This is a genomic window from Peribacillus sp. SIMBA_075 (assembly GCF_046534585.1).
Map to the genome: position 1 here is coordinate 1 of NZ_JAWRYN010000004.1, position 23,444 is coordinate 23,444.

Below are 23,444 nucleotides of genomic sequence, written 5' to 3' on the forward strand. Positions count from 1 at the left end.
ATTGGACATGGCGAGGTCCAAAAATGGCCTAACATAGTGGGCTCGTAGAGCCCCAATCTCCTAACTTCAGGCAAAAAATCAAAGGGAATCTCAAAAAGGGGTTCGGAATTTTTTAATTCCGAACCCCTTTTGTCTACAAACTGAAGCCTCCCAATTTATGGGAGGCTGTTTTGATTATCAGGCTGTTTTTTAGTCATTCATTTTAATTTCCAAACTGTTTCAGTAAAACATTCATTTCAGAACTTAGTTTTAGGAATAGAGGTTTGTTTTTCATATCCAGGGCTTCATCAATCTGTTTCGCAAGGATATTCTTTTTGGTAGTAAGGACGGATTCCAGAATAATCATATCAATTAACATTTCCTGAACCACAGCATCGTTTTTCATTTCGCTCATTGATAAGGACTTCACTGACTCTGAATAAGATTTTTCATTTTTCAAAGTTACCACCCCTGACCCTTTTTATTAGTATATGGATTTGAATGGATAAAATCAACTGAAAATTCAAAAAAATTTAAACTTAATAGAGAATGTGTCGTTTAGATGACGAAATGACCACTTTTTAAAAGAATTTTTAATTTTTTGTGAACTTGCTTTTTATCTTTACAGGTTGTGCTATTATAGTGAGGAATTTAGCATATATTTACTATCTCCCTTCACCTTTTTATACAATCGGGAATGGAAGGGTACAAGCGATTAAGACTATAAGGTTTGGTAAAGTAAAATGGTGTTTATAGTTTTACTTTTTAATGCAATGAGGAAGAGGTGGATTGAAAATGAAGGAAAACAGTCAGGGAATCATCGAGGAATATGAAATCACGCCCTATACACTAATGGTTTCACCAATTAATTATGGAAGTAAAATATATGCCCGGATCGTTGAAATGGAGGACGAGTTCATCTCCCCGTTTAAGCCTTTGGAAATAGTAAAGAAAAGCTGTGAGTTTTTCGGATCAAGTTATGAAGGACGCAAACAAGGCACGAAACAGCTCATAAACATCACACATAAAGCACCGATTGCAATTGATCCAACCAGTTCGATCTTCTTCTTTCCAACTACATCTCCGTTGCGTCCTCAATGCATCTGGTTATCACATGAGCATGTGGTATCCTATGATCGCCTGGATTCCAAACATACAACCATCACATTCAGGAATAGACAAACCATCGATATAGAAGTATCATGCAGTTCTTTTGAAAACCAGCTGCACCGGACATCTTTTTTAAAAACGAAACTGATCCAGAGGATTGAGGAAACAAAGAGGAAATCGTTCTATCTGTTCTCCGAGGCAAATGGAGTCAAGGCTTCAGAGGTAATGTCAAAGTATATACCAAGCAAGTAAAGGAAGGCGGATCCAGGCTGTGAAAATCGTAACAGTGCTGACTGGAATGTACAGGATGCAAACGGCATTTAGTCAAAATTAAAGCAAGCCCTTCTCATAAGAGAAGGGCTCTATTATTAACCTTCAAATAACACTTCCATAAATCGTCGATTTCTTTTTAAATTTTTTCAGTGCCTTCTTTAATAAATGTGATGTTTCCCTCCTACCATGTTCCCTCTTCAAATAATATTATTACCGTTAGTACTTTTATAAAAATAATTAATTCCAGCCCACAATATAGATTACTCCTAAGTTTTCTAAGTTGAGGGAGGGTTATTTTACCATCCAATGGTTTTACGATTAAACAAAGGAATATAAGTTTGTGAGTTATTCACTTCACAATATAATAGATGACCTCTATGTTTCACAAAGGTCTTTTTATACATAATGATAGAGATTATATTGATTTGCCGTTTTATTCATCTGCCGTGACCAAAGTAAGGTAAAGGATAACGTTTTCATTTGTCTCTAATATAGACTTATAACAATCTTTTGCAAAAACGTTTTGCTGACTCTAAAATGATAGTGTTGGGGAATAGGTTTATTAAATGTACAGAATAAGATGTGAGTAAAATACCGATTAAATATGAGCATACGAGCCCGGCCTATTATTCGTTAAGACTGTGTCCTCGAAAATGTTTGTCATAATCAGTAAGCAGCTAAATGTGCAAACGGTTTATGACAATAGTTGAGGGTAGTGAGCCTTATCGATCTTGGTCATGATAAATTGACTTACTCATCTATAAGAAGCAGGAAGAAGAGATGCGTTTTTTAATGGTCATACTTTCCCTACACCCCAATGCATCTATATCATTAACAGATAATCATACATGGAGGATGGCAGCATAGGGATAAGCCGCTAAATATCCCTAGCATGGTGACTTTTTTCGAAAAAGTAATAACATAACAAGTCTTCCGTCTTATTCCGAAGGCGGGGATTGAAATAATTATGATGTTCTTCATATCCTTTATATAAAAAACAATACATCGTGAAGGATTCATCACGTTTGATTTCACTTACTTTAATATTCTCCTTGCGCAAATAGCGCCGTACCTCGGCAAGATCGTCCTGAACGACTTTTAATATATGCTCGACTAGTTCCGAATAGGGCCTTTTTAATTTAAACGGACTAATTTCGATGACCTTGAGATCCCGGTTTAAGACTGTAATAACCATAGGGAGGTAGATGGCTTTTTCAATCATATTTCGGTCATCTTCTGGAATGCGGGTCATCATGACCGCTCCTTTCTAAAAAAGCACGTTTTTAATATTAATATGTATATCTTGTGAAAAAACAGAACGTTTGTTCTCGTTCGTTTATCCTAATGTATTTTAAGTTTATATGCAAGAAGTTTTGATAAATGATGAAATTTTTGTTAACAAGATTATGTTTTCCTGAGATAGGGAAAGTATGAAGATATATGGATAATAATTCTTGCAATTTCAGGGGAAAGTGATATATCTAAAGTAAACGGTTTTTAATAAGTTTATGCTGCTTTGATAGTAGCATGTCGAGGGAGATAATTATGGATTTGGATACTATACGTGAGTGGTTTACACTTGATAATATATCGGCGCTCATTCAGCAATATCGCTCATTCGGTCCAATTCCCGGAATCTTACTGCCGATGTTGGAAGCTTTTTTGCCCTTTTTACCCTTAGTGGTGTTCGTGCTTGCAAATGCAACGGCTTTTGGTCTCTGGTGGGGATTTTTATTTTCTTGGATTGGTGCAGTAGCGGGGTCTTTTTTGATCTTTTTAGTTATTAGAAGATATGGTCAAATGAGGTTTTTTCGATTTTTGCAAAAACATAAGCAGGTGCAGAGGTTGATGGTTTGGGTGGAAAGCCATGGATTCGGTCCTTTGTTCATACTGCTCTGCTTCCCTTTTACACCGTCGGCCATCGTGAATATCGTGGCAGGACTTTCAAAGGTAAGTCCCTTGCAATATGGACTTGCAGTCGTTGGAGGGAAAGCGGTGATGATTTTTACGATCAGCTTCGTAGGTTACGATTTGGTATCCTTAATACATAAGCCTGTACGTACGATCATTATCGGGATTGTCATCTTTATCCTATGGTATGTGGGAAAAAGACTGGAAGTCCGATTAAATAAAAGCATGAAGAGAGAAGAAGGACAATAAATTAGTATATAAATGTAGTAGGGGTTGAACCAGATGGAAAAAACAAACAAGAATTCTTTGTCCGATTGGATAAAAGCAGCCATGATAGCTTTTGTTATTTACATCTTAATCCGTACATTTTTCTTTTCAAGCTATGATGTTGAAGGGGATTCGATGCAGCCGACTCTTGAAGACGGCAATAAACTTGTCGTGAATAAAATCCATTATCAGATTCAAGATATCAACCGTTTTGACATTATAGTTTTTCATGCGAATGCACAGGAAGATTATGTTAAGCGAGTTATAGGGATTGCAGGTGACCGCATTCGTTATAAAGATGATTGGCTTTACGTAAATGGTGAGAAAGTGGATGAGCCTTATCTTGAGAAATACAAGGAAGGTTTCCCGGGACAGGATTTTACGGGCGATTTTACATTAAAGGAATTGACGGGCATGACAACAGTCCCGAAGGGCAAGCTTTTTGTCATGGGTGACAATCGCCTTGAAAGTGCGGACAGCCGTCACTTTGGTTACATACCAGTTGAAAATGTTGTCGGTAAAGTCGATGTTCGATATTGGCCGATCAAAGAGTTCAATTATAAATTTACAGGTGAATGATTGAGGAAGCCCGAAAATTATCAGGGCTTTTTCTTTTGGAGGAAACGCGAACGTACGATTGGTGTTTTTTAAAGGAAAACGGTAAAATAATAGAATGTAAATCTAATTGGAAACAGAAACCTAGTCAAAAAGACGAAAGTATTTCTGGTATGATGGATCTAGATATTATGTTGTATAAGGGGGAAAAGAGATGTCACTCCGTTTTTTACTGGGAAGATCGGGTGCAGGGAAAACTTCGAATATATTGGGCGAAATTCGCACCAAATTGGCAGAAAATCCCGAAGGCAATCCAATTATCTACCTCGTTCCTGATCAGATGACGTTTCTATCTGAATATAAATTAATTAAAACACCAGGCCTTGCCGGAATGATCCGTACACAGGTTTTCAGTTTTAGCAGGCTTGCTTGGCGCGTTCTTCAGGAAACTGGGGGAATGAGCCGGCTCCATTTGGACAGCGTTGGCGTTAATATGTTGATAAGGAAGATCATGGAGGATAAAAAAGAAGAGTTAAAGATGTTTCGTCGATCTGCTGATAAGCAGGGGTTCATTGCACAGATGGAGCTTATGCTGGCTGAGTTCAAGCAGTATTGCATCAAACCGGATGACATTCAAAACTATTTGACCGAAACATCACCCTCCGGCAGCGGCATTCAGGATAAACTTCATGACCTTGAATTGGTCTATCAGGCGTTTGAGGATGAAATGGTTGGCAAATATTTAGATTCCGAAGACTATTTCACTTTGCTTATCGAGAAAATGTCTGAGTCTTCATATATAAGGAATGCGGATATCTATATCGATGGTTTTTATAGCTTGACGCCACAGGAATTGTTGATTGTGGAAGAAATGATGAAGCTGTGCAGGAGTGTAACGGTCTCGCTGACGTTAGATCAGCCCTACAGACAATATGCTCCGGATGATTTGCAATTGTTCAGGCAAACGGGAAATCTTTATCATAACCTTTATCAGGCTGGATTGAGGAACGGTATACCCATTTCTGAAGACCGAATCTTAAAAGGGACGGAAAGGTTTGGAAAGAGTCCGGGCCTGAATCATCTGGAAACTTACTTTGCCATTCGTCCTGCACGGACGTTTGGGCAGTCACCTGATGTAACGATCGCCCAGGCAGTTAACCGCAGAGCTGAGATTGAAGGAGTTGCCCGGGACATCTTGACGCTTGTCAGAAAGAAACAGCACCGTTTCCGTGATATTGCGATTTTAGTCCGAAATGGAGAGGCATACACAGATATTTTACAAACCGTTTTTCGGGATTATCAAATCCCCTTGTTCGTCGATTCCAAACGGACCATGCTGAATCATCCTCTGATTGAACTGATTCGTTCGACTTTGGAGATCATCAATGGATATTGGCGTTATGAGCCGGTATTTCGTGCAATCAAGACGGAGCTTCTATTTCCGCTGCAAAAAAATCACGATAGAATGCGCGAACAGGTTGATAAGCTGGAAAACTATGTGCTGGCCCGTGGAATTAAAGGAAGCAGGTGGACGTCCAAAGAGCGTTGGACCTACCGGCGTTTCCGCGGACTGGAACTAGAGGACCGAAACCAGACGGACAAGGAAATGAAGCTTGAGCAAGAGCTTAATGAGATGAAGCAATTATTTACCGAGCCCATCTTGAAGCTATCAAAACGTGTTAAAAAGGCAGCTAATGGCAGGGAATTGTGTGAGGCCCTTTATCTATATCTTGAGGAATTGCATGTACCGGAAAAATTGGAAAAACTGAAACAGGAGGCAGAAGAAGCGGGTGATTTGGTATCGGCTAGAGAGCATGAGCAAACGTGGAATGCGGTTGTCGACTTACTAGACCAATTCGTTGAACTGCTGAGCGGGGAAGAGCTTTCCATGAAACAGTTTGCGGTAGTCATTGAAGCTGGTCTGGAGTCCCTTGAATATTCTTTGGTACCGCCGGCAATTGACCAAGTCCTAGTAGCTAATCTCGATTTATCCCGCCTGGATGATGTGAGGACAGCTTTTGTCATCGGCTTGAATGAAGGGGTTTTGCCAGGAAAGGCTTTATCTGACGGAATATTTTCAGATAGTGATCGTGAGCTGCTGCTGGCTGGTGGACTTGATGTTGCTCCAAATTCAAAGGTGCGCCTCCTTGATGAGGAGTTTACTGCGTATAAAGCTTTTACTACACCTGCTGAAGCCCTTTATTTATCATATCCGCTTGCCGATGAGGAAGGAAAGGCACTTTTACCCTCATCCTATTTGAAAAGGGTAAGGGACGTATTGCTAAACGTTTCCGATGTGTATTATATGAACGATCCATCCGATCTGACTGCTGAGGAACAGGTGAAATATGCGGCGAATTATGATGTGGCACTATCGTACCTCGCTGCCCAATTGCAGCTGAAAAAAAGGAACTATCCAATCCACTCACTTTGGTGGGATGTATATAATTCCATTTTGGAGGATGAAAAGGCCGGTCCTTCAGCAACCAAGGTTTTATCGAGCCTTTTTTATCAAAATGGAACAAAGAAATTATCAGAGGAAACAAGCAAGCAATTATATGGTGAGAGCATTCTTACGAGTGTATCCCGGATGGAAATGTTCAATAGCTGCCCGTTTTCCCATTATGCCGCTCATGGCTTGAAATTGAGGGAAAGGCAAATTTTCCGTTTGGATGCACCAGATATTGGTGAGATGTTCCACGGAGCGTTGAAAATGATTTCGGATTACTTAAAGGAACATGATATTCCTTGGTCTGCTTTGACGAAGGAACAATGTTTGGAGTTGGCTAGAATTGCTGTGGAGAAACTTGCTCCTAAACTTCAAAATCAGATTTTGTTAAGTACGAACCGCCATCACTATTTACGCAGGAAACTGGAACACGTGATTGGACGGGCCTCAATCGTATTAAGTGAACATGCAAAGGTGAGCGGTTTTGCTCCAATTGGACTAGAACTCGGATTCGGAAAAAATGGAGAGCTGCCGCCACTTTCTTTCACATTGAAAAACGGTACGAAGATGGAATTGATCGGGCGGATCGACCGTGTGGATAAAGCGGAAGAAGGTGAGGGTGTCTATTTGCGTGTGCTCGATTATAAGTCGAGTGAAAAGGAACTGAACATGAGTGAAGTGTATTATGGACTTGCGCTGCAAATGTTGACATACCTTGATATCGTCGTCACCCATTCGAAGTCGCTAATTGGAAAGGAAGCTATCCCAGCCGGCGTTTTGTATTTTCATGTGCATAATCCTGTTGTCAAATCAAAGGGAATGCTCAGTTTGGATAAAATTGAAGAAGAAATTTATAAAAGTTTTAAAATGAATGGACTTGTACTGGATCATTCAAATGTCATTCAGATGATGGATACTTCGCTTGATATTGAAAATTCAGGTAAGTCGGATATTATTCCAGCTGGATTTAAAAAGGATGGTTCGCTCCTGGCGGCTTCCAAAGTAGCCAGCAGGGAAGAGTTTTCGCTTCTGAATCATCATGTGCGCCGCGTTTATCAGGAGGCTGGTGATCGAATGGTCGATGGTGATGTGGATATAACGCCATATAAATTAAAGGAAAAAACGCCGTGCACCTTCTGTTCCTTTAAATCGGTATGCCAATTCGACCAGTCACTGGAGGAGAATCAATTTAGGAATTTAGCACAGAAGAAACAAAATGATGTTCTTGAGCTATTAAGAGGGGAGGGGGAGAGCGATGAGTAAAACGAAAATCCCTGCTCTGCCAGGAGACGTGACCTGGACGGAAGATCAGTGGAAGGCGATATGGGCTAAAGATCAGGATATTCTGGTTGCGGCGGCTGCAGGTTCAGGGAAAACTGCGGTGCTGGTCAATCGGATCATCCAAAAAGTCATTTCAGAAGAAGATCCAATCGATGTTGATGAACTGCTCGTCGTTACATTCACCAATGCTTCGGCTGCCGAGATGCGCCATAGGGTAAGCGAGGCATTAGAAAAAGCGATCAATGAAAATCCGCATTCACAGCATCTGCGGAAGCAGTTGAGCTTGATTAATCGCGCTTCAATTTCCACACTTCATTCCTTTTGTTTAGAGGTGATCCGGAAGTATTATTACCTGACGGAAATCGACCCAGGCTTCCGGATTGCAGACTCTACAGAGATCCAGCTACTCCGTGATGAAGTGATGGAAGAACTTTTCGAGGAACAGTATGGCCAAAATGATAATGATGAGTTCTTTAATTTGGTTGATGCTTTTACGAGCGATCGAAATGATGATGCACTTCAGAATATAGTTCGATCGCTGTATGATTTTTCGCAATCAAATCCTGATCCGGACAGATGGCTCAATGGTGCAGCAAGCATGTATGAGTTGGCTGATGATGATGGGATTGATGACCTTTCGTTTATCGATTCATTGAAATTCGATATTGGTTTACAACTGGACACTGCCAGGGATTTATTGGAACGGTCGCTTGCGTTGACAAAAGTCCCTGGGGGGCCGGCACCAAGGGCTGAGAACTATTTAGCCGATTTGACCCTGGTTGCTAAACTTTCGGAAGTGAAAGACCAATCCTGGAATTCTCTTTATGAAGAAATCCAAAACGTGAAATTTGGAACGGCAAAACGGCTTACTGGTGAAGATTTTATCAAGGAAGTATCGGATGAGGCTACCAAGTATCGCGATAAGGCGAAGAAGATCATCAAATCATTACAGGAAGAGTTATTTTCCCGAAAACCGGAAAGCTATCTGCGCGATATAAGGGAGCTCAAGGGCTATGTCGATACACTTGTAATGCTTGTTAAACAGTTTGACGATCGATTCTTTGCTGCAAAAGCAGAAAAGAACTTAGTTGACTTTGCTGATTTGGAACATTATTGTCTTCGGATTTTGACAGGGGAGATTGTGGATGGCGAACGAAAACCTTCAGCGGCAGCTATCGAATACAGGAATCAGTTCAAGGAGGTTCTCGTAGATGAGTATCAGGATACGAACCTTGTTCAGGAATCCATTTTAAAACTGGTGACGGCTGACGGCGAATATAATGGGAATCTGTTTATGGTAGGCGATGTCAAGCAGTCCATTTACCGCTTTAGGCTTGCGGAACCGAATCTCTTCCTTGGAAAATACACACGTTTTACCCATGATGGTGTTGAGTCCGGACTTAAAATAGATTTAAACCGTAATTTCAGGAGCCGAAAGGAAGTTCTCGATGGGACGAACTTCTTGTTTCAACAGTTGATGGGCATTACAGTCGGTGAGATTGATTATGATGAAGATGCCCAATTGAAGAAAGGTGCCCCATATCCCGAAGACGATCCAAACCCAATTGAACTCCATTTAATTGATGGAACAGCCGATTCGGGAGCCCTTTCGGAAATGGAAGGATCGGATGGCGGGTTTGAGGCTGAGGAACTTGAAAAAGCGCAGCTTGAAGCAAGGCAAATGGCTAAGCTCATTAAAAAGGCTATAGGCGAAAAGCATCGGATATATGATACGAAAACCAAAAAGTACAGATCTGCCACATATCGTGACATGGTCATTCTTCTTCGCTCGATGCCATGGGCACCGCAAATCATGGAGGAATTTAAAAAGCAGGGGGTTCCAGTCTATGCCAATTTGTCGACAGGGTATTTTGAAGCGACCGAAGTGGCCATCATGATTTCCTTATTGAAGGTGATTGATAATCCGCAGCAGGATATCCCATTGGCTTCCGTTCTCCGTTCACCTATAGTCGGGCTGGATGAAGAAGAAATGTCACAGGTGCGTTTATTCCATACAGGGAGCTACTACGAAGCATTAGCTGATTTTTACAGAAAGAGTGACCCGGAAGAACATCCCGGGCTATATGAAAAAGCCTCAACTTTTTATAAAAAGCTAGTAAAGTGGAGGAAGCTTGCCAGGCAGGAAGCATTATCAGATTTGATCTGGCTTCTATATCGCGAAACGCAGTTTTATGATTTTGCAGGAGGGATGCCAGGTGGTAAACAGCGCCAGGCCAATTTAAGAGCTTTGTATGACAGGGCAAGGCAATTTGAAGCAAGTTCATTCCGCGGTCTGTTCCGTTTCTTGCGTTTCATAGAAAGGATGCAAGAACGTGGAGATGATCTAGGGGCAGCCCGGGCTTTAGGGGAACAGGAGGATGTAGTCCGCCTGATGACGATTCACTCGTCAAAGGGTCTTGAGTTCCCGATCGTGTTTCTTGCCGGTCTTTCCAAGCAATTCAATATGATGGATATACGCAAGCCGTATTTACTGGATAAGGATTATGGCTTTGCGGCTAAGTATGTGAATTCCGAATTACGGATAACTTATCCATCCCTCCCTCAATTGGCTTTTAAGAAAAAAAAGCAGCTTGAATTAATTGCCGAGGAGATGCGTGTCCTCTACGTGGCACTTACTAGAGCTAAAGAAAAGCTTTACTTAATTGCCAGCATCAATGATGCAGAAAAAACGCAGCAGAACTGGGAAAGTAATGCGGCACATGGAGATTGGCTTTTAAAGGACTATGTACGGGCAGGTGCAAAAAGCTATCTTGATTGGATTGGTCCATCCCTTGTCCGGCATCGGGATTCCCTTGGTGCTGCAGGCCTTGGCTTGGAAATGGAGTCGCATCCATCGAATTGGTCCATTTCCGTCATTCCGAGTGAAGAACTTGCTGTCCTGGATGAGGAAGAGGCACTGGTACAGGAGCAAATACTCGATCATGTCCAAAAATCAGAGAAGGTCGCGATGGTTTCCGAATTTTATGATGATATCAAAAAACAGCTCGAATGGGAGTACCCCGAGCATGAGGCGACGGTGTATCGTTCCAAACAATCCGTTTCTGAACTAAAACGTCAATATGAATTGAAGGACGAGCAAAGCTCCACGGAGTTGTTACGTAAATTTAAACGTCCCATCACGAAGCGTCCGACTTTCATGCAAGAAAAGTCACTGACACCTGCTGAAAGGGGTACGATTACACATTTAGTCATGCAGCATATTGATCTATCTAAAGAGATTACCATTCAATCGATTCAGGAACTGATGGTAGACTTGATTCAACGAGAGTTGTTGACGGAGGAACAGAAAGAAGCTGTGGATCCGGAAACGATTGTCGATTTCTTTGACAGTGAAATCGGCCAAAGAATGAAGAGGGCCGGGAGCATTCGCCGTGAAGTGCCATTTACGATGTCGGTGCCTGCAAAAGAGGCTTACAGGGATTGGGCAACTGGCGAAGAGGAGATCCTTATCCAAGGTGTGATTGATTGTATCTTTGAGGATGAACAAGGTCTTGTGCTACTCGATTATAAAACGGATACAATCACTGGCCGTTTTGCTAGCGGGTATGAAGGGGCTAAAGAAATCCTTGCCGATCGATACCGGATGCAGCTTCAGCTATATACGAGGGCTGTTGAAGGGATATTGAATAAGAAAGTAACCAGCCGTTACTTGTTTTTCTTTGACGGATCGCATTTATTGGAAGTATAAGAGAGACAGAGTGTCCCATTTATGTGGGACACTCTGTTTGTAGACAAAAGGGGTTCGGAATTAAAACATTCCGAACCCCCTTTTGAAATTCCCTTTGAATTTTGCTCAATATTAAGGAATTGGATCTCTACGAGCCTACTATGTTAGGCGATTTTTGGACATGGCCAAGTCCAATTGGCCATCTTCTTTTTATTCATGGCAGCGAAAGTGAGCATCGCCTGCATCGACAATTTTTTAAGTCCCCTTAAAGTAGTCCAACGCATGCCATGGTTTTCTTTTGCATCTGCGAAAACACGCACAACCGTTTCATTACGTTTCGCATAGATAGGTTTTACATCTTGATGATGGCGCAGATGATCTGCTTCTTCCATATAATCTTGCCAAATATGACGTGTCACTGCTTTTTGATGGTCTATACTTTGGGTACACTTTGATAAAAATGGGTTTTGGTGATTTGTACTCACGATAGCCCTCTTTATTCGTTGTTGTGTACTTTAATATCTCGCCCGATGGGCAAAGGGAACAATCAAAATGTTCATCTTATTCGCACTGGCGCATTTCAAATTGATCTCGCTGAATAAAATCATGTTTAGAAAGCATCCTCATCACCTTAAGTTTTAATACTCAAAGTTGATTGGAGCGGAAGGTACGAGACTCCTGCGGGAAAATCGCGTCTAGGGGAAGACCCCCACAGGCGCAAGCCGAGGAGGCTCCCTGACCGCCCGCGGAAAGCGAGTGCCTGGATTGGAAATCAACGTTCAAATTGTACAAGCAAAAAAAACTGAAGACAAACTCGATTTTCACCAAATAAACAGAATAGTTTGAAAAAATATAAAAAATTACTATATACTAGAGGAGAAAAATACCTTTTAAAGGAGTAGAGAAGAGTATGACGAGTGAGATCAAGAGCAGGGGATACTTTGGTGAGTTCGGTGGGAGCTTTGTACCGGGTGAACTACAGGAAGTTATGGATATTTTAGAAACGGAATTCCTGAAATATAAGGATGACCCGGAATTCATTGAGGAGTTTCAATATTATCTGAAAGAATATGTCGGACGCGAAAACCCGTTGACCCTTGCACAGAATTTAACGAAAAAGATTGGCGGGGCAAAAATATATTTGAAGCGTGAAGATCTGAATCATACAGGTGCTCACAAAATTAATAATGCGATTGGACAGATCCTGCTCGCTAAACGGATGGGTGCTAATCGCATCATCGCAGAAACTGGCGCTGGACAGCATGGTGTAGCGACTGCAACAGCATGTGCGATGTTCGGCTTAGAGTGTGTAATCTATATGGGTAAGCTGGATACGGAGAGGCAGGCATTGAATGTCTTTCGGATGGAATTGTTGGGGGCAAAAGTTGTAGCGGTCGAAAAGGGACAGGGGCGATTAAAGGATGCCGTTGATGAGGCATTAAATGATTTGGTGCAAAACTATGAAAATACTTTTTACTTGCTTGGTTCAGCAGTGGGCCCGCATCCCTATCCAACGATCGTTAAGCATTTTCAAGCAATCATAAGTGAAGAATCAAAACGCCAGATCGTTAAAAAGGAAGGAAAGCTCCCAACTGCCATCATTGCTTGCGCAGGAGGGGGAAGCAATGCGATTGGTGCTTTTGCACATTATATCAAAGAAGAAAATGTCCGTTTAATTGGTGTAGAACCAATTGAAGCCCCTAGTATTTCGCAAGGTGTCCCGGCAGTATTGCACGGATTCAAAAGTTTGACGTTAGTGGATGGGCATGGGCAGCCAAAACCGACATTTTCCATAGCGGCCGGCTTGGATTACCCAAGTGTTGGACCCGAGCATAGTTTTTTGAAAGATAGCGGACGAGCGGAGTATGTGACGGTAAAAGGGGAAGAAGCTCTTGAGGCTTTTCAGGTGTTATCCAAAACAGAGGGGATCATCCCAGCTCTCGAAAGCTCGCATGCTCTAGCTTACGCCATGAAGTTAGCAAAAGAGTTAACAAGAGATGATATCCTGATCGTTAATTTATCAGGACGGGGTGATAAAGATGTGGAGCAAGTATTTAACATGATAGAAAAATAGGCCAAATTTTAAAAGCCTCCCGGATTTGGGAGACTTTTTCTTTGACTAATTATTCCCTGCAATGGGTTGGTCGACCCCATTGACATCAAGGACATTGCTTCCATTAAGCCCATTGGCCGTAAAGACGATCGCACCAGTGTTAGATGAACCAGATCCGGTGACAGTTTTGTTGGAAGACTTCGGCGAAATGACGGCTGCATCCCCGAATAACAGGTTTCCATCCGCGACATTGAATATTTGGACTGGACCGACAATAGCTGGCATATAAATTCCTCCTTTTAACATTTAAGGGGTGTGGGTTGAATCCTCAATTGGTGTCTTTTCGGTTTTTTTAGGAATCTCCCGAATGTGTTTCACTCTGGATTCCATACGTATATGACCGACATTCCCCACACCGACAACAGCTGAAGATGATACCCCGATTACGTCGATGTTGCCAACATGAATAAAAGGATTCGGATTTGAAAATCTTGATATGACGGGTTCATTCAATCTAGGGATATAAAATGGTTTCTTAAAAATGTCATAGTCTTCGAAATGAACATCCACTGAATCGAAAGTGTCGCTTTTCTTCTGGACTGCCAAGGCAAATGAGTTTCCGTCAATATAAGAACAGTCTCCAATCTGCATGGTGGAGCTAAAAAGGACTGTCTTGGCAGATAAAGACTTTACTTTTGATGTTCTTGAAAACATCTCTTTTATCCTTTTGGAGCAAATGGGACGGTTGGTCCGATGATAAGGGATTCCGGAGGTGTATCGAATGCGGAAGATAGTTGGACCGTTTGCACATCCCCTATTAGAAATAAAGCAGAGCTTGATACACCAATAATTTTAATATCACCTACGCAAAGCTGGTGATTGATTACATTAAACTCCATTTGGATTTCCTCCTGTCTCGGTTTGTGAATGGGTAATGAATTGAAATAATGCAGCTTGAATATCGGATTTTACCTTTTCCCTGACTTTTTCTTTGATATTATCCCGTTGCTCTGGTGCACGTTCCGCATAATTAAGATTATCGAAATACATATTGATTCGTTGATGAAGCTGGCGTTCGACGTCCTGCTTAATGAAGTCATGATAAGAGGGTTCCAATGATACTTTTAACTGGGTTTCCGCATCGTGGATCATATTTTCCAAGTCTGAAAGTATATCGTTGTAAATTTCCTGGACAACGATTTCTCTGCCTGGAAATAGGTTCGGTGCAGGTGGAACGGGTTGGTTGTTGACGGCAAATTCATCAATGTTGTTTAGATCATTGGGGTTTAAGCCGATATTCAACGTTCCATCTAAAGATTCGACTTTTAACTGATCGAATTTATATTCAATTTTATCTACATGGATGGGCGGTTTGCTTTTCAGTTGGGCAAGTTCATCTGTCAGGCGTTTGAGTTCGCGTTCAAGTTTCATGATCCGTTTATCCTGGGCTTCAAGATAACACTGCATTTGGATGGAGTACGAATATAGATCCTGATTCACGATTCAACACCTCACCTTCACAATATGATAACTTCATTTATGACAGTATATGAAAAGTATGGAAATGGGTGAATGCCTATGAATTAGGACGATTAAATGGGACGAAACTGGTTAATGGGGTTACATCAGCTTCAACTCCGGGAGCAGGCTCAGTGAATCCACCGGTATTGGCTAATGTGGAATATGGTTTAATCACCCCGGCACTTCCTATTTGAAAAACGGATGAATTGGCGATACTTTGAATTTTTATCATATTGATTTGTATGGTCTGGTGAATATTAAAGATCATGCTGACTCCTTTCTTAAAAACATTAGAGATTTAAGACCAGTGGCTGGTCAATACCATCTGTATCATTTGTATTTGTGGTGCTATAGGCATTATATAGTGATATCGATTCACCTGTATTGAACGAGCCAGCACCCGAAAAAGTTTTCGCAGTGGAATATGGACTAATTTTAAAGACGTCACCAACATGGACAACTCCACTGTTACTGACATTGATGACTTGAACGATTCCTACGATGGCCGGCAAGAAAAATCACCCTTTATTATTCTGGTTTTACCCTTAAATCAAGGCGATGAGCCTACACTGAAGGGAGTATCAATGTATTGTATGTCAACTCAAGATTGATGTGATTCATCTGCCTATCAATTTGTTGTTGTATAACAGGTGAGAGTGTCATTGGATGAATGGCAACAGATATGGTAAAATGTTTACTAATTCAGAATTTTTAAATAAAATGAGGGGTGAGGAAATGAACGTACCATTAGTAATATCGCATTTCTTAGATCGAGCAGCCTTACTATATGGCGATAAGAAAGCCATCATTGGAGAAGACAAGGTTTTATCCTACTTAGAGTTGAACGGCCGTGTAAACCAGCTTTCAAATGGTTTAAGGGATCTTGGAGTCAAAAAGGGTGATAGGGTGGCATATTTGGCAACTAACTCAATTGAAATGCTTGAAGGCTTTTATGGAGTATTTCAACTTGGGGCCGTAATCGTTCCATTGAATATCCGCTTGAAGCCTGCCGATTATTTATTCATTTTGAACCATAGTGAGTCCAAGGTCCTTTTCGTAGATCAGGAATTGTATCAACTAATTTATCCTGTCAAGGACGAACTTGAATCGGTGGAACACATAATTGTACATTATAAAGGTGAAGAGATAAATGAAATCGATTACAACTATTGGCTGGAAAGTTATGATAACAGGAGTTTTAATCGGGAGTCAGTGGATGAAAATGATGTTTCGAGCCTTCTTTATACAAGCGGGACCACTGGAAATCCCAAAGGGGTGATGCTGACTCACCGCAACAATTACCTGCATGCCCTAGGTGCGATGCATCACTTCAGAGTCAATGACCGCGATACATATTTGCATGTACTGCCGATGTTCCACGTAAATGGTTGGGGTGCCCCATTTTATTATACGGCAAATGGTTCCACTCAAATTTGTTTGAGGAAAACCACACCCGAAACAATATTTGATGCACTTGAAAAGCATAAGGTTTCCATTATGCATATGGCACCAACGGTTCTGAATTCTTTGTTTCAATATTATGAACGGAATGTTCCGGTGATTGAGCAAGATATCCGAATCGTTGTTGCGGGTTCCGCTCCCCCCCCTGCATTCGTTACAAGGGTAGAAAAAGAGTTAGGCTGGGAATTCATTCAAATTTATGGAATGACTGAATCAACACCGGTAGCTTTGATATCGCTGATTCGTTCTGAATTCGATGATCTTTCGGAAAAGGAAAAATATAGAATGAAGGCGAAAGCCGGATATCCCATCATAGGCAGTGAGGTAAGGGTTGTACATGAAAATGGTGAGGAAGTAGCCCATGATGGCGTGGATATCGGGGAGCTCATCGTCCGCAGTCATGGTGTAATGTTAGGTTATTGGAAAAATGAAGAAGCGACCAACCAGACACTGAGAAATGGATGGCTGCATACTGGGGATATGGCAACAATCGATGAAAATGGAAATGTTGATATCGTTGACCGCAAAAAGGATATAATCATAAGTGGCGGAGAAAATATCTCTTCCATAGAAGTGGAAGGAATACTCTATGAACATCCAGACATTCTTGAAGCGGCAGTCATTGCCGTTCCGCATGAAAAGTGGGGAGAGACGCCGCATGCCTTCATTGTGCTAAAAAGGGGTGTGGAATTAACAGAGGATGATATAAAGACCTTCACACGAGAAAAAATGGCCCATTTTAAATCAGTCACCAGTGTGTCGTTCGTCGATGAGCTTCCAAAAACGGCATCGGGAAAAATCCAAAAAATCCATCTTCGTAACGATTACTGGGAATCTAAGGGGAAAACAGGCAGATTCGTCAATTGAGCTCGCTAACGCTGATCAGTAATGATCAGCGTTTTTGTCCATTTGATCTGGTGTGATATGGACCTGACGGGAAATGAAGGTGGGGGGCTCCCTTTGACCATGATGAATGTCCCCTTTCGTAATCACAGCCACAGGAACTCATGCCATTGTTTGATAAAGGCCATCATAATCAAATCATTTATTTGACTTTTTAAGATGATGAATGGAATTTGTTTCGATAAAAAAACTTCCTGTTTAACGATAAAGTGTTACTATTATAAAATATTTCAAATTATTATGATTTTTCTTTTTTTTGGATTGTGGGGGAGAACATTGAAACGTATTCATTATAGCTGGGTGATTCTAATCATTACATTTTTCTCGATTATTGTAGCCGGAATCGTTAGATCATCATCAGGAGTATTCATCGTACCATTTGAAAATGAGTTCGGGTGGGACCGGTCCGTCATTTCTTTAGCCTTCGCTATAAGTCTTTTTCTTTATGGTTTATCGGGCCCGTTCATGGCTGCTCTAATTGAAGTGCTTGGATTAAAGAAAATGATGGTGTTGGCCATGTCAACTTTATTGGCAGGGATTTTCCTCACTTTTTTCATGGAGCATGAGTGGCAGCTCATTCTAATTTGGGGGATTATCATTGGCTTGGGGTCTGGAGTGTTTTTAACGGTATTGAGCCCATATGTGGCAAATCGTTGGTTCGAGAGGAGGCGGGGGCTGGCAGTCGGGATACTAACGGCAAGTACGGCACAGGTCAGCTCATTTTACTTCCGGTTTTAGCAATCATCATTGAGAAATACTCTTTTAGATGGGCGAAGGAAGCTGGGATTCTTCCATATGGATTAGTGGAGGAAATCCAAGTTGCTGTTCCAGTCGAAAAGAAGAACCCCATCGGTATGGCTTTTCAGTCGTTAATTGAAGCAGTGAGAGTAAAGGAATTCTGGTTATTGGCAGGAAGCTTTTTTATATGTGGACTTTCAACGAGCGGGCTGATCGGCACACATTTCATTTCTTACTGCATTAGTTTTGGATTACCGGTTGTTATGGCAGCATCACTGTTATCTTTCATGGGGATCTTTGATTTGATTGGTACGACTGTATCGGGGTGGTTATCAGATCGTTTTGATAACCGCTGGTTGTTGTTTTGGTATTACGGTCTAAGAGGTGCTTCCCTCGTATTGCTCCCGTTTGCGCTAAATGAAGGCTCAATCGCGCTATTGATCACCTTCTCCGTTTTTTACGGCTTGGATTGGATAGCTACAGTGCCTCCGACCATAAGCATTTCAAGGCAAGTCTTCGGATTGGAGAAAAGCGGGATTGTATACGGTTGGATATTCGCGGCACATCAGGCGGGTGCAGCAGTGGCGGCATATGGCGGGGGGCTTCTCTTCAAAATATTCAATTCCTATACATGGGCATTCTTCCTTGCAGGAATCTTTTGCTTATTGGGTAGCTTGTTTGTCATACTAATAAAAAAGCAAAAAGCGGCAACAGTGGTTAAAGATGAAGCAAGGAGGTTATAGAAGTGGTGTTAAATCTGTTATGGATGAGAGAGGTGAATCTATGAAGGGCACGTTTGTACCTATACAGGAAAGTAAACGGATCGTAAGCATCGATATTTTACGTGGGTTAGCCATTTTAGGTATTTTTTTAGTGAATATGCCTTCTTTCCACTCCCCGCTCTTATACATAGATGGTGCTGAACGATGGTCCGAAGGATGGGACGGGATTTTGTACAGATTCAGTGATGTGGCCGCACAAGCAAGCTTTTATCCTTTATTCGCGTTCCTGTTCGGTTTCGGGGCCGTCATACTGGCTATTAGGAGTGAAGAAAAGGGCATTTCATTTCCTATACTATTTACGAAAAGGCTAGGTTTCCTACTGGTACTTGGGTGCATTCATGCCTTCTTCATCTGGCATGGGGACATCCTTATTAATTATGCTGTATTTGGGTTTGCATTTTTGTTTTTTTATAAGATGAAGGGCAGGACTTTAATTCTGCTAGGCTCGGTTTGTTATGTTCTGCCTTTTGCTATATTGGGTTCATTATTTCTTATAATGGGCATATTTGATAGGAAAGGAATGGAAATGACGACTGATTCAGCGATGATGAAACAGTCTTTGGAAGTTTATCAATCTGGTACATTTACGGAAATAATGACTCAAAGGGCACTAGATTGGTATATGGTGAACAACCCTTTTAATGCCATTATCCTTTTCTTATCGATTTTTCCGTTTTTTTTAATTGGAGCAGGCGTTGCAAAGCAAGGCTTTCTCCAAAATATTAATCAATATAAACGACAGTTGAAAGCGATATTGATCGTAAGCTTGCTGCTCGGTTTGTCGATTAAGATCCTGCCATATGTGACGGTATACCATTTTGGTACGATATTCGTTCAGGATTATTTTGGCGGACCGCTACTTACGATTTTTTATATCACGGCAATCGCGCTTTTGGCGGAACAAGCAGGAGATTCCCTTCTTTTCCGGTCCCTTTCGTATATCGGAAGGATGTCGATGAGTAATTACTTATTCCAATCGATCGTATGTACGGCCATTTTTTATTCATATGGCCTTGGTTTATATGGAACAGTCTCATATACGACTGGATTTGTTTTCCTTTTAGCCCTGTTTTGCCTGCAAATGCTGCTTTCCTTATTGTGGATGAGTCTGTATAAATACGGACCGGTTGAATATTTATGGCGTTTTGTTACATATGGTAAAAAACCGGCTATGCGTCGATGATGACTAGATGAGAAGAAATGTAAATGATGTTCATTAAATTGTTGATTTTACCTATTCAGCTGAATCTTAGTTTTGTTTTTTTGTAAAAGCCTATGATATGATGAAATGGAAACTGAACGAGGGGGCAAAAAAATGACTACACATATTCATATTACAGCTTGGGTTATCGGAATCATTCTTTTCTTTGTCACATATTCGATGCTTAAAAGCGGAAATCCGAAAGCGAAAATGCTACATATGATAACACGTTTATTCTATCTATTGATTTTCCTTACAGGCGGAATGCTGATCACGGACTTTGGTGCTTACGCTGTGAAAATGATTGTTGGAATCATCGTGATTGCAGCGATGGAAATGGTGTTGGTCCGTACGAAGAAAGGGAAAAGCACAGGTGCCATGTGGATATTGTTCATCGTTGCGTTTGTATTCGTCCTTTATTTAGGACTTTCCCTGCCACAGGGAATGGACTTTTTTTAATACAGAATGGAAACGGGTAAATGAGGAAATCTCATTTACCCGTTTTTTTACAAGTTATTGTGAATTCACTTTCTCAATGACGATCCTTTTTCCAGTGTTAAGTGTGAATTCAAAACGATCGTGATCCTTTTTACCATAAGAAAAATGGTGCTGAACGAGACATATTTGGCTCTCGTTATCAAAGGTGAAGAAATTCACGCCGGACTGGTTAGGGACTGCCCTTAAAAAAGTGAGCTGATTATAGCTATATATACAATCATAAATAGAAAAATCAAGTGAATTCAAGGTCGTTACAAATTGGAAAAAGGAATCGTCGTTCAATTCTTCCAATAAACGTTCAAAAGAGTAGAGCAGTTTTTTGCGAATCCGAATGGGCTCATTTTCCCTTAAGAAGGTGATTTCCCGGTGAAGCAGGATTTTCCCCTCTTCTTCAATAACTCCTTGCCGCCAGCGCCCACCCCTGTACACTTCAATGATGCTATCAACGTGGTCTTCAATGGAGCACGCCTCATCAGTTTCATCATCGAAAAAAATCCATTGTTGATTGATATTTTCCACTGTTCCTTCGGTAAAGCCTCTTGTTTGCCTGTTCATTAACTTGATTCGTTGTTGCTGACTCATACATATACCTCCAATAGTGGAATCCTCACCTACTTTTTAGTCAAAATCCAATGAAAATATAACTGTATATTTTAAAATATTATGGACAAATAACCATCTTTCCGTCTTTGCATAGGCTATGTTTAAACACGGGATACTTTGCTCAACAATTCATTAACAACGTCGGGCGTTGTGGCAGGGGGTCTTACGGAATGATGCTGATCGATACTTAAATCTTCTTTGCAATGGTCTTCGAATTTACAAATATGGAACTGTAAATCTTTTTAAGACAGGGAGCCAATATTTTTTTGATAGTCCGGATAGAAAGGATGAATTTTAAAATGTGTGGGATAACAGGCTGGGTGCATTTTCAAAAAGATTTACGGACAAAAACGAAAACACTGGAAAACATGACAAAAACGTTGGCAAAGCGGGGGCCAGACGAGGAAAATATTTGGTGCGAAGCCCATGTTGCCTTTGGTCATAAACGGTTAACGGTTGTCGATGCGGAAGGCGGAAAACAGCCGATGACGAAATATCACGAAAACGGCAGGTATACGCTTTGTTATAACGGAGAGCTATATAACACCGAGGATATTCGTAAACAGCTATTATTAAAAGGATATTCCTTTAACGGTCATTCTGATACAGAAGTTTTACTAACTTCTTATATAGAATGGAAAGAAAAATGCATTGACTTGTTCAATGGGATTTTTGCGTTTGGGATTTGGGATGAAAAGGAACAGAAATTATTCGTTGGCAGAGATCGGATGGGGGTAAAACCATTCTTTTACGCGGAAAGGGACGGCGGGTTCATTTTTGGATCGGAATTGAAGGCGATTCTAGCCCATCCCGATGTTAAAACGGAGATCGACCGCAGTGGACTATCTGAAGTTTTTGGTGTTGGTCCATCCAGAAAGCCAGGTTCAGGAGTATTTCATAATATCCAGGAGTTAAGGCCTGCCCATGCGCTTACCTTATCAAGGGAAGGCCTCCGGATTTGGAGATATTGGAATGTGAAAAGCGAAGAACATCGAGATACCCTTGATGAAACGGCCGAGAAGGTCCGCTTCCTTGTCGAGGACGCAGTGACGCGGCAACTGGTATCAGATGTTCCACTTTGTACTTTCTTGTCAGGAGGGCTTGACTCAAGCGCCATAACAGCCATTGCAGCAAACGTCTATCAAAAAGAAGGGAAAGGCCAGCTTCATACGTATTCCATTGATTATGAAGATAATGAACGCTATTTTAAGGCAAATGATTTTCAGCCTAACTCTGATGGGCATTGGATTAATAAGATGTCTGAAACCTTTAACACGGTTCACCATTCATCGATCATCACTCAAGAACAGTTAACGGATTATTTAACAGAGGCTGTCCTTGTAAGGGACCTTCCAGGCATGGCGGATGTCGATTCTTCTTTACTTTGGTTTTGTAAGGAAATCAAGCAGGATTTTGTCGTAGGCCTGTCTGGCGAGTGTGCGGACGAAATTTTTGGCGGTTATCCTTGGTTTCATCGTGAGGATGATTTGAATCGTGCCGGATTCCCTTGGATGAGATCGACCGATGAGCGGGTGTCTTTATTGAAATCGGGATGGCGTGAGAAATTGAAGCTTGAGGAATATGCGCAGGAAGCCTATTTTACCACCCTTGCCGAAACGCCCAAATTGGAAGGGGAAAATGGTGTGGCAGCAAAGCGGAGAGAGCTTTTCTATGTGAATTTATTATGGTTCATGACGACGCTTCTTGACCGGAAGGACCGGATGAGTATGGGGGCCAGTCTAGAGGTCCGCGTCCCATTTGCCGATCATCGCCTTGTTGAATATGCATGGAACATTCCTTGGGAAATGAAAATGGAAGGCAACCGTGAAAAGGGTATTCTGAGGAAAGCGTTGGAGGGGCTTTTACCCGATGAGGTATTGTATCGCAAAAAAAGTCCATACCCAAAAACCCATAACCCTATATATACAGACCGTGTGCAGGCGTTGTTGAAGGACTTGCTGAAGGATAAAAATTCGGTCCTGCATGAGTTCTTTGATAAACAGAAGCTCACGGATATAGTAGATTCCAAAGGTGCCGCTTTTAAAGTGCCATGGTTCGGGCAATTGATGTCAGGTCCACAGTTGCTCGCTCACTTGGCACAAACCCATGTATGGTTCAATGAATATGATATCCAAATAATCGATTGAAAAAAACGGGGCCGATGATTTTCA

19 protein-coding genes and 2 pseudogenes are annotated in these 23,444 nt (G+C 41.4%); 11 read left to right on the forward strand and 10 right to left on the reverse strand.

Annotated elements, in window-relative coordinates; genetic code table 11:
* Nucleotides 1-202 precede the first annotated feature (202 nt).
* Nucleotides 203-439: an IDEAL domain-containing protein gene (locus SB775_RS04795; protein ID WP_061462041.1), complete on the reverse strand. Its 237-nt coding sequence runs from the start codon at nt 437-439 to the stop codon at nt 203-205.
* 335 nt (nt 440-774) lie between these two features.
* Between SB775_RS04795 and SB775_RS04800 the strand changes: the two genes are divergently transcribed.
* Nucleotides 775-1,341 carry a competence protein ComK gene (locus SB775_RS04800; RefSeq protein WP_125163634.1) on the forward strand — a complete coding sequence of 189 codons (567 nt, stop codon included), beginning with the start codon at nt 775-777 and terminating at the stop codon, nt 1,339-1,341.
* 898 nt (nt 1,342-2,239) lie between these two features.
* On the opposite strand, the gene SB775_RS04805 is transcribed toward SB775_RS04800, so the two are convergent.
* Nucleotides 2,240-2,614 carry a YhjD family protein gene (locus SB775_RS04805; RefSeq protein WP_061462043.1) on the reverse strand — a complete coding sequence of 125 codons (375 nt, stop codon included), beginning with the start codon at nt 2,612-2,614 and terminating at the stop codon, nt 2,240-2,242.
* Between the two features lie 293 nt (nt 2,615-2,907).
* Between SB775_RS04805 and SB775_RS04810 the strand changes: the two genes are divergently transcribed.
* From SB775_RS04810 to addA, 4 genes are all read left to right on the forward strand, one after another.
* A complete protein-coding gene (locus SB775_RS04810) occupies nt 2,908-3,522 on the forward strand; it encodes a TVP38/TMEM64 family protein (RefSeq protein WP_289320835.1) in 615 nt (204 codons plus the stop codon).
* Between the two features lie 33 nt (nt 3,523-3,555).
* Entirely contained in the window at nt 3,556-4,119 is a 564-nt protein-coding gene (gene lepB / locus SB775_RS04815; RefSeq protein ID WP_410860693.1) for a signal peptidase I, read from the forward strand.
* Nucleotides 4,120-4,309: 190 nt separating this feature from the next.
* The gene (gene addB, locus SB775_RS04820; protein ID WP_089363642.1) at nt 4,310-7,807 is read left to right on the forward strand and encodes a helicase-exonuclease AddAB subunit AddB; all 3,498 of its coding nucleotides are present in this window, start codon (nt 4,310-4,312) and stop codon (nt 7,805-7,807) included.
* Nucleotides 7,800-11,534, forward strand: a complete 3,735-nt coding sequence (gene addA / locus SB775_RS04825; protein WP_410860695.1) for a helicase-exonuclease AddAB subunit AddA — start codon at nt 7,800-7,802, stop codon at nt 11,532-11,534. Before addB ends, addA begins: the two co-directional genes overlap by 8 nt.
* 143 nt (nt 11,535-11,677) lie before the next feature.
* On the opposite strand, the pseudogene SB775_RS04830 reads toward addA, so the two are convergent.
* A pseudogene (locus tag SB775_RS04830) lies at nt 11,678-12,074 on the reverse strand (transposase); the annotation flags it as partial.
* A gap of 349 nt (nt 12,075-12,423) precedes the next feature.
* Here SB775_RS04830 and trpB point away from each other — a divergent pair.
* Nucleotides 12,424-13,587: a tryptophan synthase subunit beta gene (gene trpB, locus SB775_RS04835; protein ID WP_410860697.1), complete on the forward strand. Its 1,164-nt coding sequence runs from the start codon at nt 12,424-12,426 to the stop codon at nt 13,585-13,587.
* 45 nt (nt 13,588-13,632) lie between these two features.
* Here trpB and SB775_RS04840 read toward each other — a convergent pair whose 3' ends face one another.
* The 6 genes from SB775_RS04840 to SB775_RS04865 form a co-directional block, all read right to left on the reverse strand.
* Nucleotides 13,633-13,851, reverse strand: coding sequence for a spore germination protein (locus tag SB775_RS04840; protein WP_061462050.1), 219 nt, complete (start codon nt 13,849-13,851; stop codon nt 13,633-13,635).
* A 21-nt stretch (nt 13,852-13,872) separates the two neighbouring features.
* Nucleotides 13,873-14,280 (reverse strand): spore germination protein GerPE, encoded by a 408-nt coding sequence (locus tag SB775_RS04845; protein WP_410860699.1) that lies wholly within the window; start codon nt 14,278-14,280, stop codon nt 13,873-13,875.
* 5 nt (nt 14,281-14,285) lie between these two features.
* Nucleotides 14,286-14,465 carry a hypothetical protein gene (locus SB775_RS04850; RefSeq protein WP_061462052.1) on the reverse strand — a complete coding sequence of 60 codons (180 nt, stop codon included), beginning with the start codon at nt 14,463-14,465 and terminating at the stop codon, nt 14,286-14,288.
* Nucleotides 14,455-15,066, reverse strand: a complete 612-nt coding sequence (gene gerPC / locus SB775_RS04855) for a spore germination protein GerPC (RefSeq protein WP_284471485.1) — start codon at nt 15,064-15,066, stop codon at nt 14,455-14,457. Before gerPC ends, SB775_RS04850 begins: the two co-directional genes overlap by 11 nt.
* A gap of 76 nt (nt 15,067-15,142) precedes the next feature.
* Nucleotides 15,143-15,355, reverse strand: coding sequence for a spore germination protein GerPB (locus tag SB775_RS04860; protein ID WP_061462054.1), 213 nt, complete (start codon nt 15,353-15,355; stop codon nt 15,143-15,145).
* A 22-nt stretch (nt 15,356-15,377) separates the two neighbouring features.
* Nucleotides 15,378-15,599, reverse strand: coding sequence for a spore germination protein (locus tag SB775_RS04865; RefSeq protein WP_061462055.1), 222 nt, complete (start codon nt 15,597-15,599; stop codon nt 15,378-15,380).
* A gap of 223 nt (nt 15,600-15,822) precedes the next feature.
* Here SB775_RS04865 and SB775_RS04870 point away from each other — a divergent pair, with 223 nt between their 5' ends.
* The 4 genes and pseudogenes from SB775_RS04870 (at nt 15,823) to SB775_RS04885 (ending at nt 20,631) form a co-directional block, all read left to right on the forward strand.
* Entirely contained in the window at nt 15,823-17,415 is a 1,593-nt protein-coding gene (locus tag SB775_RS04870; RefSeq protein ID WP_410860700.1) for a long-chain-fatty-acid--CoA ligase, read from the forward strand.
* A 312-nt stretch (nt 17,416-17,727) separates the two neighbouring features.
* Nucleotides 17,728-18,932: pseudogene (locus tag SB775_RS04875) on the forward strand (MFS transporter).
* 40 nt (nt 18,933-18,972) lie between these two features.
* On the forward strand, nt 18,973-20,154 hold the full coding sequence (locus tag SB775_RS04880) for a DUF418 domain-containing protein (RefSeq protein ID WP_410860701.1): 1,182 nt from the start codon (nt 18,973-18,975) through the stop codon (nt 20,152-20,154).
* 132 nt (nt 20,155-20,286) lie between these two features.
* Nucleotides 20,287-20,631, forward strand: a complete 345-nt coding sequence (locus tag SB775_RS04885) for a YisL family protein (RefSeq protein ID WP_089363647.1) — start codon at nt 20,287-20,289, stop codon at nt 20,629-20,631.
* Nucleotides 20,632-20,685: 54 nt separating this feature from the next.
* Here the strand turns inward: SB775_RS04885 and SB775_RS04890 are convergent, their stop codons facing one another.
* The gene (locus SB775_RS04890; RefSeq protein ID WP_089363648.1) at nt 20,686-21,252 is read right to left on the reverse strand and encodes a DUF2777 domain-containing protein; all 567 of its coding nucleotides are present in this window, start codon (nt 21,250-21,252) and stop codon (nt 20,686-20,688) included.
* Nucleotides 21,253-21,572: 320 nt separating this feature from the next.
* Here SB775_RS04890 and asnB point away from each other — a divergent pair, with 320 nt between their 5' ends.
* Nucleotides 21,573-23,420 (forward strand): asparagine synthase (glutamine-hydrolyzing), encoded by a 1,848-nt coding sequence (gene asnB / locus SB775_RS04895; protein ID WP_410860702.1) that lies wholly within the window; start codon nt 21,573-21,575, stop codon nt 23,418-23,420.
* Nucleotides 23,421-23,444 lie beyond the last annotated feature (24 nt).

Excerpts from the sequence above, each read along its gene's own strand:
- lepB (WP_410860693.1), top strand. The coding sequence starts at position 3,556 with ATGGAAAAAACAAACAAGAATTCTTTGTCCGATTGGATAAAAGCAGCC.
- SB775_RS04860 (WP_061462054.1), bottom strand. The coding sequence starts at position 15,355 with ATGATCTTTAATATTCACCAGACCATACAAATCAATATGATAAAAATT.
- SB775_RS04850 (WP_061462052.1), bottom strand. The coding sequence starts at position 14,465 with ATGGAGTTTAATGTAATCAATCACCAGCTTTGCGTAGGTGATATTAAA.
- SB775_RS04810 (WP_289320835.1), top strand. The coding sequence starts at position 2,908 with ATGGATTTGGATACTATACGTGAGTGGTTTACACTTGATAATATATCG.
- SB775_RS04840 (WP_061462050.1), bottom strand. The coding sequence starts at position 13,851 with ATGCCAGCTATTGTCGGTCCAGTCCAAATATTCAATGTCGCGGATGGA.
- trpB (WP_410860697.1), top strand. The coding sequence starts at position 12,424 with ATGACGAGTGAGATCAAGAGCAGGGGATACTTTGGTGAGTTCGGTGGG.
- asnB (WP_410860702.1), top strand. The coding sequence starts at position 21,573 with ATGTGTGGGATAACAGGCTGGGTGCATTTTCAAAAAGATTTACGGACA.
- SB775_RS04800 (WP_125163634.1), top strand. The coding sequence starts at position 775 with ATGAAGGAAAACAGTCAGGGAATCATCGAGGAATATGAAATCACGCCC.
- SB775_RS04845 (WP_410860699.1), bottom strand. The coding sequence starts at position 14,280 with ATGTTTTCAAGAACATCAAAAGTAAAGTCTTTATCTGCCAAGACAGTC.
- SB775_RS04870 (WP_410860700.1), top strand. The coding sequence starts at position 15,823 with ATGAACGTACCATTAGTAATATCGCATTTCTTAGATCGAGCAGCCTTA.
- SB775_RS04885 (WP_089363647.1), top strand. The coding sequence starts at position 20,287 with ATGACTACACATATTCATATTACAGCTTGGGTTATCGGAATCATTCTT.
- addB (WP_089363642.1), top strand. The coding sequence starts at position 4,310 with ATGTCACTCCGTTTTTTACTGGGAAGATCGGGTGCAGGGAAAACTTCG.
- SB775_RS04805 (WP_061462043.1), bottom strand. The coding sequence starts at position 2,614 with ATGACCCGCATTCCAGAAGATGACCGAAATATGATTGAAAAAGCCATC.
- addA (WP_410860695.1), top strand. The coding sequence starts at position 7,800 with ATGAGTAAAACGAAAATCCCTGCTCTGCCAGGAGACGTGACCTGGACG.
- SB775_RS04890 (WP_089363648.1), bottom strand. The coding sequence starts at position 21,252 with ATGAGTCAGCAACAACGAATCAAGTTAATGAACAGGCAAACAAGAGGC.
- SB775_RS04880 (WP_410860701.1), top strand. The coding sequence starts at position 18,973 with ATGAAGGGCACGTTTGTACCTATACAGGAAAGTAAACGGATCGTAAGC.